10 protein-coding genes are annotated in these 13,002 nt (G+C 45.1%); 8 read left to right on the top strand and 2 right to left on the bottom strand.

Going from position 1 to position 13,002, the window contains the following annotated elements; all coding sequences use genetic code 11:
* Nucleotides 1-473: 473 nt before the first annotated feature.
* Entirely contained in the window at nucleotides 474-1,040 is a 567-nt protein-coding gene (locus DY78_RS01785) for a helix-turn-helix domain-containing protein (RefSeq protein ID WP_024624317.1), read from the bottom strand.
* Nucleotides 1,041-1,189: 149 nt separating this feature from the next.
* On the opposite strand from DY78_RS01785, the gene DY78_RS01780 reads away from it, so the two are divergent.
* The 6 genes from DY78_RS01780 to DY78_RS01755 all read left to right on the top strand — a co-directional run bounded on the left by DY78_RS01780 (nucleotide 1,190) and on the right by DY78_RS01755 (nucleotide 7,896).
* On the top strand, nucleotides 1,190-2,101 hold the full coding sequence (locus DY78_RS01780; protein WP_051385201.1) for an ABC transporter ATP-binding protein: 912 nt from the start codon (nucleotides 1,190-1,192) through the stop codon (nucleotides 2,099-2,101).
* Nucleotides 2,098-2,865 (top strand): ABC transporter permease, encoded by a 768-nt coding sequence (locus DY78_RS01775; protein ID WP_024624315.1) that lies wholly within the window; start codon nucleotides 2,098-2,100, stop codon nucleotides 2,863-2,865. Before DY78_RS01780 ends, DY78_RS01775 begins: the two co-directional genes overlap by 4 nt.
* 482 nt (nucleotides 2,866-3,347) lie before the next feature.
* Nucleotides 3,348-4,526 carry a glycosyltransferase family 4 protein gene (locus tag DY78_RS01770; RefSeq protein ID WP_024624314.1) on the top strand — a complete coding sequence of 393 codons (1,179 nt, stop codon included), beginning with the start codon at nucleotides 3,348-3,350 and terminating at the stop codon, nucleotides 4,524-4,526.
* Between the two features lie 11 nt (nucleotides 4,527-4,537).
* Nucleotides 4,538-5,560: a glycosyltransferase family 4 protein gene (locus tag DY78_RS01765; RefSeq protein ID WP_024624313.1), complete on the top strand. Its 1,023-nt coding sequence runs from the start codon at nucleotides 4,538-4,540 to the stop codon at nucleotides 5,558-5,560.
* 3 nt (nucleotides 5,561-5,563) lie between these two features.
* Nucleotides 5,564-6,610, top strand: a complete 1,047-nt coding sequence (locus DY78_RS01760) for a lysylphosphatidylglycerol synthase transmembrane domain-containing protein (RefSeq protein WP_024624312.1) — start codon at nucleotides 5,564-5,566, stop codon at nucleotides 6,608-6,610.
* Between the two features lie 50 nt (nucleotides 6,611-6,660).
* Nucleotides 6,661-7,896 (top strand): D-alanyl-D-alanine carboxypeptidase family protein, encoded by a 1,236-nt coding sequence (locus DY78_RS01755; protein WP_235810626.1) that lies wholly within the window; start codon nucleotides 6,661-6,663, stop codon nucleotides 7,894-7,896.
* Nucleotides 7,897-8,665: 769 nt separating this feature from the next.
* Here DY78_RS01755 and DY78_RS01750 read toward each other — a convergent pair.
* Nucleotides 8,666-9,853, bottom strand: coding sequence for a pyridoxal phosphate-dependent aminotransferase (locus tag DY78_RS01750; RefSeq protein WP_024624310.1), 1,188 nt, complete (start codon nucleotides 9,851-9,853; stop codon nucleotides 8,666-8,668).
* 190 nt (nucleotides 9,854-10,043) lie between these two features.
* On the opposite strand from DY78_RS01750, the gene DY78_RS01745 reads away from it, so the two are divergent.
* Both DY78_RS01745 and DY78_RS01740 read left to right on the top strand, forming a co-directional pair.
* On the top strand, nucleotides 10,044-10,280 hold the full coding sequence (locus DY78_RS01745) for a YkuJ family protein (RefSeq protein ID WP_024624309.1): 237 nt from the start codon (nucleotides 10,044-10,046) through the stop codon (nucleotides 10,278-10,280).
* Nucleotides 10,281-10,431: 151 nt separating this feature from the next.
* Nucleotides 10,432-12,540, top strand: a complete 2,109-nt coding sequence (locus DY78_RS01740) for an LTA synthase family protein (RefSeq protein ID WP_033613769.1) — start codon at nucleotides 10,432-10,434, stop codon at nucleotides 12,538-12,540.
* Nucleotides 12,541-13,002: the final 462 nt, after the last annotated feature.

Raw genomic sequence — 13,002 nt, 5'->3', positions numbered from 1 at the left:
GAAGCTGATCTTTTTTGTCCGAACAGCGTTCGGATTAATTTTACAATCTACCTTTAGACTGAAAAATGTTTTCAACCGGTTATTCAGTGTGTCGTGTTCGTGTTATCGCCGAATGCGGCCAGCCCGATGCGCCGTGGGGCAGACCTCAAGCCAAACGGCGGGCTTGCGGGCGCTTTTTAGCCCGACCATAACCCGGCGTCGGTCTAAAAAGACGACCCCTATCAGCAGCTGGACAACTCACCAGCCGCTGATAGCGACACGGCGCATCGGGCTGGCCGCACTCGGCTTGGATAGTAGTTGGCTTTGGGGTTCGTGTCATCTTATTGAATTAAATTGTTCCGCGACACTAAGCTCGGTGTGAGATATGTAAACGTTCAGCTTAGTGTATTTGGATAAAAGCCCCGGTATAAAAAAGCATGTCGCCTAACGCAAGGTCAATTGATCTTGCGTTAGGCGACATGCTTTTTTAGAACTTAACGTATTCGACGGTATTGTCGATAGCTCAAACTGGTTTTGATTAAGATAATGAGACCACTGATTTGGCAAGTTGTCATGAAGCCAAAGCCCATATTTGCCCAGTTGAAGGTGCCACTAACGAACGCCAAAGTGCCCCAGGCGGCGTAAATTAGCACGGTAAGCATGTTAGTGTGGATCAGGTGATGTCGTCGAGCCCCAGTGATGCCAGCCATTATCAATAGTAGGGAAGCCATCATGAAGTCCATCCAAAGCCGACCGGATGCCGGCGATAATTGGGTGATGCGTTCGACGGCTAAAATCGCTAAAACTAAGACGGCCCAACGATTGATGGTTGGTTCAAAAGTTGGCGTCGCCGGTGTGCCCCCGGTTAAGAGTTCATCTAAAGAACGATGATAAAAAGTTGCTAAGGTTTGCAAAGTTGCTAAATCGGGTTGGTTACGATCGTTTTCCCAACTTGAAATGGTCTGTCGCGAGACATGCAGTTGCTCAGCAAGTGTGGTTTGCGTTAAATGTTGTTGTTGTCGCAGTTGTTTTAGGTTGGTGCCTAAGGTGATGGTCGCCATCACAGTTCCCCTCGCTTTCGTTGCCGTAATCGGATTGCTAGCTTCTCTAGCATAGGCTTGGCGTCGCGAATTGACAAGCTATAATTGCTAGCAACCGGTTTTGGTCATGGTTAAGCGTGTATGCTGAAATTAGATAGGGGATGTCAAGATTGAAGATTGCAAAACCAGATTTAGTTGTCGTACACGGATTGACACAATATTATGGTCGCCGGGCCGTTTTAAAGGATGTTAATTTTTCAATTAAGGCGGGCCAAGTGATGGGACTAATTGGTGCCAACGGTGCTGGAAAAACGACAATTATGAAAGCCATGCTGGGCTTGAATCGGGTGCGCCGCGGAACGGTGGCGATTGCCAATGAACGGGTCACACAATTACATCATGCGGTATTAGCGGAAAATGTGGGCGCGTTGATTGAGCATCCCGCGATTTATCCGTTTCTAACGGGCTGGCAACAGTTGCAGCTCATCACCAAGGATGTGACACAACTGCAATGGATCGTTGAAACCTTGCAAATGGCTGCCTACATTCATCAAAACGCTAAGCATTACTCGTTAGGCATGCGACAGCAACTCGGCATTGCGATGGCGTTAGTTCGGCAACCCAAACTAGTCGTTTTAGACGAGCCGATGAATGGCTTGGACCCGCAAGCCGTTAAAAGACTGCGCCAAACTATTAGGGAGCTGGCGCAAACGGGGATGACTTTTTTTATTTCCAGTCATATTTTAAGCGAGCTAGAAAAGGTGATTGATGACGTGTTGGTGATTGACCACGGTCGGGTGATTTTGCAGACCCCGATGCAACAGTTACGTGCCAGTTATCACCAGCGACTACTGCTGCAAACGACCGATAATGCGCACGCGCTGGTTTGGTTGCAGCAACATCACTATGGGTGTGCTTTACAAAATGACGTGATTACCGTGGCTGCTCCCGACAAGCTAAATCAATTGATGGCTGGTCTAATCGCGCAAAATATTCAAATCACGCGCATCAATGAGCCAGCGGTCGATTTAGAAACGATTTTATTGACGCAATTAGACCAAGTTTCGGGGGCCGGGCAATGAATATTTTACGAATTGAGCGTTTGAAACTAGCGGCGAAGCGTGGGACGTGGTGGGCCATAGCACTTTTAATCATATTAATGGCCGGGATTGCGGTCACCACAACGTCAGCAACCTTGAGCGATCAACGTTTTAACATTGTTTCTGCGTACGTTGGGTTTCAATGGCTGATGCTAGTGCTAATTGTGGTCGCGGCGAGTTGTGTTGCTATGGAGTTTGAATATGGCACTATCAAACAGCTGGCAGTACAGGCGAAGAATCGGTGGCAAGTTTATTTGACTAAGTTTAGCCTGATCTTGGGTTATGACGTGTGCTTACATGTACTAGTAGTTTTAGTAACGTTGGGATTGCGGCCCATTTTCAATCCGAAAATTGATATGTTCGCGAATTACCAACATCAACTATCCTTACTCAGTAATCTGATGATTAATTCGTTTCTGGATTTTTATGGTAGTTTGATGATTATTGGGCTGGTCTTTTTGTTAGCTAGTGTTGGACACAGTAGCGCTATCGCCATTTCAGTCGGGGTGGCGGTGTGCTTTTTAGGCGAAGGCGTCTCAAGCCTTGCTTTAAGTACGTTTAAAGCCTTAGCAGTGGTGCTTAGGTGGAATCCGTTCAATATGATGTGTCTCCAAGAACAGTATGCTAACCAGGATTATCAAGGAATTACGCATTTGACATTGGCACAATTGGCCGGCGGTAACCTAATGTGGACGGTTATTTCTATCGGCGTGGGGGCGCTGATTTTTTCAAAACGGCATATCTAAAATATCCAGACGCGCTGAGGACGACGAATGCCGGTCGCAGCGCGTCTGGATATTTTGCAGTTAATGGTATTTGAAGTCGTAATCGCGCCGATGATTACCTGACGTCATCAATGTTCCGGCAAGTTTCGCCAAAATTACATATAATGGATATAATAGGGGGTTAATTGACTCGTTAATAACGTTGTTAGCGATAATCCGTTAGTTACTAGCGGATGTGCACCGACAGCCAACCGTTACCAGCATCAAAAATATCCGTTCGGGAAAATCAACCAGGTGGTGTTTTGTCAAGTAACCGCTCTCAAAAGCGGTGAATCCACAGGGAACTCTTAATTTATATTAAGATTATTTGCAACTGGGATATCGAACCAATATAATTGTTATAATTAATCATTGAGACTGAATCGTAACGCTCAATCAGATTGACTTAAGTACTGATTGAAGCAACGCTGTCATCGGATAGCGGAGATAAGGGGAGAATCGACGTGAATATCGGGATATTTACAGATACCTACTATCCACAAGTTAGTGGGGTCGCGACGTCAATCAAGGTGTTGCGCAATCAACTTGAACGGGCTGGGCATCAAGTGTACATTTTTACCACGACTGACCCGCAAGTCGACAAGAATATTTATGAACGGAACATTTTCCGTTTTACAAGTATCCCATTTGTGTCTTTTTCCGAACGGCGGATTGCGGTGCGCGGCTTATTTAAAGCTTATCAAGTGGCTAAAGATTTAGGCCTCGATATTGTGCACACGCAAACCGAATTTTCGATGGGCATGATTGGTAAATTTGTCGCTAAACAATTAAAAATTCCATGCATTCATACTTATCACACAATGTATGAAGATTATTTGCATTATATTGCAAATGGCAAGCTCCTGAAACCATACCATGTTAAAGAAGCGACGCGCGCTTATTGTTACCATTTGAATGGCATCGTAGCGCCGAGTGATCGCGTCAACCAAACGTTACGTGGTTATGGGGTTAAGGTCCCGATTCGGATTATTCCAACTGGGATTGATATTAACCAATATGAACAAAAGCCAACCGATGATTATCGACAAAAACTTGGTTATCAGGCCGATACACCGGTCTTGTTATCGTTAAGTCGGTTAGCCTACGAAAAAAACATTCATGAAGTGATTGCGGCGTTACCTGCGATTATTGAACAAGTACCAACGACCCAGTTAGTCATTGTTGGGGATGGACCAGCGCGGGAGACGTTGGAAAATCAAGTTAAGGATGCCGGTTTGACGGGGCACGTTCAATTTACTGGTGAAGTTGATAACGATGAAGTGTATAACTATTATCAAATGGCCGACTTGTTCGTGTCGGCGTCAAACTCGGAGTCACAAGGCTTAACGTATATTGAAGCGTTAGCCTCGGGTTTGAAGACCGTCGTGGCGTCGAGTCCCTATACGGACCAATTATTAGATGATCCGTCATTAGGAACGACGTTTACGAGTGAAACGGCACTCGTGCGTGATGTGGTGCGCTACTTAGAACATCCGCATGCTTTTGATGATCCTAAACCACGCCAAAAGAAACTGTATCAAATTTCCGCGGAATATTTTGGCAAGCAGATTGTCAATTACTATCAAGATGTACAACTGGCTTACTCAGAAGATTCGGACAAGTCAGCTAACATTAGCAACTAAGGGGACGAATTATGTTAAACATCACCATGTTTTCGAAAGCCGACTCAGTTAAGGGTCAAGGGGTCGGGAGCGCGTATTTGGAATTGATGCGGCTCTTACAAACGCACTGGCAGGACGAATTTAATATTAAGGTCAATCGGTATGGCCGCTCAGCGGTATCGCATTATCATACCGTCAATCCGATGTTCTACCTCTCGACGTTTATGCCCAATCGCGGTCGAAAGATTGGTTATGTCCACTTTTTGCCCGAAACCTTGGAAGGTAGTTTGAAGTTACCGAAACCGGCGCAAGCGATTTTTAACCGCTACTTGATTTCATTTTACAAACGCATGGACCATATCGTGGTCGTTAATCCGACGTTTATTCCGAAGCTAGAAGCCTATGGCATTAAGCGCGCGGATGTCACGTATATCCCGAACTTCGTCAGCAAGCGGGAATTTTACGAGATGACTAAGGCTAAACAATTGAAGCTGCGGCAACAATACGGTTATGATCAAGACAAGTTCATGATTTTAGGAACGGGTCAGATTCAAGACCGTAAAGGGGTGCCAGACTTTATTAAATTAGCGAAACGCAACCCGGATATTCAGTTCGTCTGGGCGGGCGGGTTTTCGTTTGGTCGGATTACGGACGGTTATCAAGCTTTAAAAGATGTTGTCGACAATCCCCCGGCTAATTTGTCGTTTCCAGGAATTGTGGACCGTGAAAAATTAGTTGATTACTATAATATGGCGGACTTATTCTTGTTGCCGTCCTATAATGAATTGTTCCCGATGTCGGTGCTCGAAGCCTTTAGCTGTGGGACACCGGTCTTGTTGCGGGATTTAGACTTATATCGCGCGATTATTGACGGCTACTATCAAGCCGCCGATGATGTCGACGATATGCAAAAACAAATTGATCATTTACGGGACAACCCGGCTGGAATGCAATTTTTGCATGATAAGGCCGTGCTGGCTTCCAAGGACTACTCGGAGGAACGCTTAGCTAAAATCTGGCATGATTTTTACTTGCAACAAGCAAAAGAGGGGTAAGCCATGACGAGAAAAAACGTCTGGTCATTATTAGGTATGGTGATTTTGGGGGTGGCGATCTCATGGTACTCGCTGCGCAATGTCAAAATCAGCAGTTTAATGACCGATATTGCAACACTTAACTGGTGGTGGCTACTCGTCGCCCTCGGTTGTATCGGCTTGTATTTTGGGTTAGAAGCGGTCGTGGTACAGAAATTTGTCCGGCACCGTTATCGGCATTACTCATTTAAAAGTGCGTTACGCGTCCCGTTAGCAGAACAGTTGTTTAACGGCATCACGCCCTTTTCATCCGGGGGCCAACCCGCGCAAATCTTTGTGATGGCGCAGTCGGGCATCGATGCTGGGCGAGCCAGCTCGGTCGCGTTGATGAAGTTCGTCGTCTTTCAAGCGATGGTCGTCTTAAACTTCTTGTTTGCGATGTTAATTGGGTTTCATTACTTAGCGGAAAAGCTGAGTTATTTATCGTTATACGTCTTCTTTGGCTTTTTCATTCACTTTGCCGTCATCGTTGGGTTGTTATTAGTCATGTACTGGTATAACTTTACGAAAAAAGCGGTTAAAGTCGTGTTAGTTCCCGTGAGCTGGTTCATGAAAGCGGACCGGTTCCAACAATTAGAAGACAATATTAGTGAAAAGATTGATTCATTTTACGAAGAAAGTGTGCGGATGACGAAGGACTGGCGAATGTTGCTCGAAGTTTGCATCATCACCTTCCTGCAGTTATTGTTTTACTACTTGATCCCGTATTTTATCATGCGGGCGATGGGCTATGACAATGTCAATATTGTGATGGTCACGAGTTTGAACGTGTTGATTTTCTTAGTGACGTCGTTATTCCCCATTCCTGGTGGGGCGGGGGGCGCCGAATTCGGATTCACGGCCTTATTTGCCAAGTTCATTCCGAGTCACAGTAAATTGATTTTAGCCATGTTGATTTGGCGGATCTTCACGTATTATTTAGGGTTATTCTTAGGAATGATTGCGATGGCCGTACGTCCCGAAAAGGCCGAAGAAATTATTCCGGATGCCACTGATTCTGAAAAGCGCTAGCAGCGATGTGGCGCTTTTTGTCGATTAAAGGAGTGTTTAGGTTGAAGGTTGTGTTCCACCGACTCATGTTGAGTGTCGTGGTTATCGGGTTGGGTTTAAGTAGTGTTGCTAGTACGTCGGCGCGCGCCGCGACAAATAAAGCTGATGAGGTCAAGGCGGCTTATATTATGGACGCCAAGACCGGTCAGGCGGTCTATGCGCAAGATGCGGACAAGGAATTACCGATTGCCTCGTTAAGTAAATTAATGACGTTGTATTTAGTTGAAACGGCCATTAAGCAGCATCAAATCAAATGGGATGATGTGGTTCCGATTAATAAGGAAGTCCGCAAAATGGCGGCGAGTTCGACCTTGTCGACGATGCCCATGGCGGCCAGTGACCAGTTCACTGTTCGGGAGCTGTTTGCCGCGACGTTAGTGGGGTCATCGAATAGTAGTGCGATTGCTTTGGGCGAATATGTCGCCGGTAGTAATCCCAAATTCATCAAAATGATGAATGCCCAAGCCGATAAATGGGGGCTAGCCGCTCATTTTGTCAGTGCGTCGGGACTCGATAACTCCGACTTGACCAAGTACAATTTAGATATCGCAGGGACGAGTGCCAAAGCGCAAAATTTAGTGTCAGCGCGCGCCATTACCACGGTTGCGGCCCATTTAGTGAATGAGTATCCCGATATTGTCAAAGTTTCGAACCAAAAATCCGTCAAGATTCATAAGTATACGGTACCCACGTCAGTACTGATTCTCAAAGGTGAAAAGTATTATGATTCCCGGGTCCCTGTTGATGGGCTCAAGACGGGTTATACAGACCAAGCGGGCGACTGTTTAGTGGCAACCTTCAAGCAAAATGGTCGGCGAATGATTGCGACGACGCTTGGCGGCACTTGGAAGTTTACGGCCAATAATGATTTGCGACTAATGGTCAAAGACGAAGAAGTCTATCATCAAGTCATGCCCAGCACGATTAACTATCAGATTCCCGGTACCCAGACGCATGTTAAGTTAGTGGCCAAACAAAGCACCACCATGTGGGAAAACAAAGCGCATCCGATGCAACAAGTTAAAACCACGGTATGGCCGTTACATCAAAATCGGCCGAATTATTTGGCTGCTAAGACCACCGTCTTACAGGTCAAGTTGACCGATCCCCAGTCGGGCGCGGTCAAGACAATTGATTATCAGACGCCGCATGCCATGACGTTGCTCGGTCCCATTGCCTGGGCAACGACTAATCATGTTTCAGTTCAAAACCAAGCACTCGATAAAGCTTTTGCGTTAGTTGATTAATTTTCATCGAACTAAAAAGGCCCGCTACAGAAATGATAACATCTCTGCAGCGAGCTTTTTTATATACAATTTAGGTGTGAGGTTGCCGTTGTGTGTCAGTGGTAATTCCAGCCGCCGTGGCGACCGGTCCGAGCCAAAAAGCGGTCTCGGACCTCACTTTGAAGCTTAGCAAAACCCGCCAATCTTCAAAGATGTCGGTGGCGTAAGCACGACAAAAATCGTCGAGCTAACGCCACTTTCACGGCAGCTTCCATTACCACTGACCCACAACTAGATTGACGCCTGAATGGAAATATGCGGTTCCTGTGCTATTTTGGCGGTACTATCTATTCAGACCGATTCTTGGTTAAGAAGGAGTGGTAGTGGTATTAATGTGGTAAATGCGGTTTTAGAACCCGTTTGTGGTAACATTCATCATGATTGATAAAGTCACCACAAACGGGTTCAGTCTTCATGGATGAGTATTGCGACGATGGGGAATGGCAATTTAAGCTGTGATAACGGCCAGTTCAAGCAGAGTGCCAGTAATGAAAAACGTTCGGCTCAAAATATGAGCTGAACGTTTTTTCACGATTAAGTTGAGTTTAGCGGTTGGGTGTCCGTAATGGAATCCGCCCGGCAGGCGGTGTTAGTGGCTGTTTTTAGCCGCTTACACCACGGACATCTTTTGAGACTTGGTCTGTGGGGTCAAAAGTGAGGTTCAAGACGTTCCTCAGGCTTGGACCGGTCCCGAGGCGATGGAATTACAGACACCCAACCGCGGCCTTAACTAACCGCGCTTGTTGTCAGGATTTTCGATGTAAGCTGTTAAGCGGTCCATCGCTTTTTGTAATTTTTCCATGCTGGCGGCGTAGCTTAAGCGGACGTAGCCTTCACCTTGCTCGCCAAAACCGGTACCGGGAATAATCGCCAATTGGTTTTTGCGGGCCAAATCTTTACAAAAGGCCATTGAATTTTGTTCGAAGCCGGCGGGAATCTTACCGAAGATGTAAAAGGCCCCAGTTGGGCGCGCAATCTTAAAGCCGAGCTTTTCCATGGTGGCATAGACGAAATCACGCCGTTTTTGGTATTCTTCGCGCATCGGAATGGCATCGTCAATCCCATTGGTCAAGGCTTCAATCCCAGCTTTTTGGGCGATGGTGGTCGCGGCGGTGACGTAGTATTGATGGACTTTCTTCATTTGCGCGGTCATTTCCTTCGACGCGAATAAGAACCCAATCCGCCAACCAGTCATAGCGTGTGACTTCGACAAACCGTTAATCAAGATAGTTTCGTCAGGAATGAACTTGGCAATTGAAACGTGGGTGCTGCCATAAGTCAGCTCACTGTACACTTCATCAGAAACGACCCATAAGTTGTGACGCTTGAAGCAAGCGGCTAGCGCCTTGATTTCATCTTCAACATAAGTCACCCCAGTTGGGTTATTAGGATAGTTCATAATAATCCCTTTGAAGTTCGCTTCGGGATGGGCGGCGATAAAGTTATCGACCATCTCAGGTGTAATCACGAAGTCGTTAACGCCGGTATCCATAAATAATGGCGTGGCGCGGGCTTCTTGAATGATTGGAATGTATGCTGGGAAGATGGGCGAAGGCACGATAATCGCGTCGCCCGGGTTACAGATGGTCGTTAATGCAGTCGCAATGGCTTCGGTTGCTCCAACGGTGACTAATACTTGGTCGTCAGCGTCATAATGCAGGCCGTATTTTTGCGCTTGAAAATTGGCGGCGGCTTGGCGGAGTTCTAGTAGACCGGCCATCCCGGTATAGTGGGAGAAGTTGTTGTCAATGGCGTCTTTAGCGGCGTCCTTGACGTGTTGTGGCGTATTGAAGTCGGGTTCACCTAAGGTCAATTTGACCATGTCAGGAATCGCACTCACTTCTTCGTCAAATTGGCGAATCGTGGAAACTTGAATCTGGGAAATGGTATCATTAAGGTCATCTCTAAATAAAGTCATGAATCAGCACTCCTTTAATTTATAAGTTGTTTTAATTTTATCACAACTTATGACCGGCTACGCGTGGCGTTGGGGTATAATTATGATTGTGAAAGTTTGCTTTGAAATGGGACTTTCTGCTTAAAAAACGTGTTATTAGTCCCATTTTTTGCTAGAATAAAAACAAAACTTAAGGAGCGAGATTAGTATAATGGAAAAATCAGAACTATCGGCAATTCTCAAACGACTCGAAGCAATGCGTGCATCGGATGCAACGGAAGTCCAATCACGACGCTTTGAAAAGGAAGGCGTGGAACGCGGCCAAGTGGCTTATGATCCAGCTACTGCGACGTATACGTTGCAAGAATTCAAACCAGATCAAACGTTTGAATTCGACAACATCGATTTAGTTGCCATCGAATTATACGATTTATTAACCGACAACTAAACTATTTCCGCCAATTATATATTTTATAGACAGATCCATATTATGCGTTGAATATTGAAGAATTGTTGAAGAAATCTTCAAGATATTGCTAACTTGCACTCAACCGTTATAATATGGATTTGTTAATAGCAATGACGGAGGAAGAAATATAATGCCCAAATTTATCAAAAGCACGGTTGGGAAAGTCAACACGACACTTGGCTTTTACACCCTAACCGTGGTCTTATTTTGGCTAAAGACGTATATCGCGTATAAAACAGAATTCACGTTAGGGGTCAAAGGGGCCGTTCAACAGTTCATTCTGATTTTAAATCCTTTTCCAACAGCGATTGTGTTGCTGGGGATTGCGTTATACTTCCGCGGTCGGTTGAAGTATTGGTTATTGATGATTATCGATGCCTTACAAACCACTTGGTTATTCGCCAATATCTTGTATTACCGTGAGTTCTCTGACTTTATGTCAGCCGGGGTAATTAAGAGTTCCGGGGCGGCTAGTAATAATTTAGGCACAAGTTTGGCCCAGATTATTCATGCCACCGACTTCTTGGTGTATGCCGATGTGGTACTGCTAATCTTGTTGTTAGCATTTAAGGTCATTCGCATCGATCCACGACCATTTAAATTACGGTATGCGGCTACTTTAACGATGATTGGGGTTGCGTTGTTCGCGGTTGATTTAGGGATGTCAGAGCATGACCGTTCTGACTTATTGACCCGGACGTTTGATAACAACTATATCGTTAAGTATTTAGGGTTAAACACATACGCGGGGTACAGCTTCTATCAGACTGAAAAAGAGAGTGCCACGCGGGCACAAGCTAGCAGTAGTGATATGAAGAGCGTGCTCGCTTACTTGAAGAAAAATCAAGCGGGCGACAACGTTAAGTACTTCGGTAAAGCCAAGGGTAAGAATGTCTTTGTCATTCACTTGGAAAGTTTCCAACAATTTTTAATCGATTATAAGGTCGATGGTAAAGAAGTGACGCCGAACTTAAACAAGTTCTACCATAATAAGAACACGTTGAGTTTCGACAACTTCTATCACCAAGTCGCGCAAGGTAAAACATCTGATGCTGAAATGATGATGGAAAACTCGTTGTTCGGGTTACCAACAGGCTCAGCGATGACGCAATATGGGACTTCGAACACGTTCCAAGCGGCGCCCGCTATCTTATCCCAAAAGGGGTATACGACGGCCGCCTTCCATGGCGACGTGGCGAGTTTCTGGAATCGGGACAATGCTTATAAGTCCTGGGGCTATAACTATTTCTTCTACTCAGCCTACTATAAGGAGAAGTCTGACTATAACATTGGTTATGGTTTGAAAGACAAGATCTTCTTTAAGGACTCAGTGAAGTATTTGGAACAACTCCCACAACCGTTCTATGCGAAGTTGATTACATTGACCAATCACTATCCATATACTTTGGATAAACAAAATCAATCCATCGATAAAACCACGACGGGTGATTCCACCGTCGATGGCTACGTCCAAACGGCGCACTATTTGGATCAAGCCTTTGCAGAATTCTTGACTTACTTGAAGAAGGCAGGCTTGTATAAGAATAGTATGATTGTCTTGTATGGGGACCATTATGGGATTTCGAATAATCACCGGGCCGCGATTGCACAGTTACTGGGTAAGAAGTCTGTAACGACGTATGACTTGGCGCAATTCCAAAAGGTACCATTCATGATTCATGCCCCGGGCATCAAGGGTGGCGTTAACCATACGTATGGTGGCGAAATCGATGCCTTGCCAACGATGTTTGATTTACTCGGGATTAAGAACAAGGGGTACATCCAATTTGGGACCGACTTACTCTCGAAAGATCATAATCAAACGGTCGCTTTCCGGAATGGGGACTTTGTTTCACCAACGTATACGAAGATTGGGAGCACGGTCTACAATTCGAAGGGTGAAAAGCTCGAGAATATGACTGCGGCCCAAAAGAAGACCGTTAAGCAGATGCAAAATCATGTGACCACGGAACTCTCACTGTCTGACCGAGTTATTCAGGGGGACTTACTCCGCTTCTATACGCCAAAGGGCTTTAAGAAGGTTAATAAGTCCGACTATAGCTATAAGCTCACGAAGACCTTGAAATCACTCAAGGAGATTCAAGAAGAGAAGAAGACCAGTGTCTTATCTAAGAACAAGGGTAAGTCGACGGAAGATCTCTATAAAACGGATGCGCCCGAACTTTCGAGTTCATCGTCATCCAGCAGTTCAAGCTCGAGTTCTAGCTCAAGCAAATAAGGTTAAAAAAAGATGTCGCAATTGCGGCATCTTTTTTGTATTCAAAGGGGTTTGATACGAAACCAGTCAAAGTTGCGATGGAAATGCGGCTTGAAAGTGCCGGAAAATAGGGATGGTGAATGGTGTTTTAAGATTTTTTTGCTGTAATCGAAATAAATGCTTGACCTGCATAGTCATTCTTGATAAGATATATCTTGTCGTTGTGACAGGGCTGTTAAACAGCATGTCTTCAACGTTTGCAACTCAAAATGATTTCAAATTGATTTTGTATAAATATTCAGCTTCTTATAATTAGTTGTTGACACGTTACAAATCACATGATATTATATTTAAGTTGCTTCAGGGAGTCGTTCGTTAACTGCTTAGCGGTTAAGCACTTCCGTGGCAAATGATATCAATTTGGTCAATGTATAAAAATTCAACTTCTTGAAATTAGTTGTTGACACGATATAAACCACATGA

This window comes from Lactiplantibacillus fabifermentans DSM 21115 (genome assembly GCF_000498955.2).
Taxonomy (GTDB): Bacteria; Bacillota; Bacilli; order Lactobacillales; family Lactobacillaceae; genus Lactiplantibacillus; species Lactiplantibacillus fabifermentans.
Note: the sequence above shows the minus strand (reverse complement) of the source record. Positions and strands in the feature narration are given on the sequence as shown.

Coding starts and splice junctions, on each gene's coding strand:
- DY78_RS01785 (WP_024624317.1), bottom strand. CDS start 1,040: ATGGCGACCATCACCTTAGGCACCAACCTAAAACAACTGCGACAACAA.
- DY78_RS01760 (WP_024624312.1), top strand. CDS start 5,564: ATGACGAGAAAAAACGTCTGGTCATTATTAGGTATGGTGATTTTGGGG.
- DY78_RS01745 (WP_024624309.1), top strand. CDS start 10,044: ATGGAAAAATCAGAACTATCGGCAATTCTCAAACGACTCGAAGCAATG.
- DY78_RS01775 (WP_024624315.1), top strand. CDS start 2,098: ATGAATATTTTACGAATTGAGCGTTTGAAACTAGCGGCGAAGCGTGGG.
- DY78_RS01750 (WP_024624310.1), bottom strand. CDS start 9,853: ATGACTTTATTTAGAGATGACCTTAATGATACCATTTCCCAGATTCAA.
- DY78_RS01740 (WP_033613769.1), top strand. CDS start 10,432: ATGCCCAAATTTATCAAAAGCACGGTTGGGAAAGTCAACACGACACTT.
- DY78_RS01765 (WP_024624313.1), top strand. CDS start 4,538: ATGTTAAACATCACCATGTTTTCGAAAGCCGACTCAGTTAAGGGTCAA.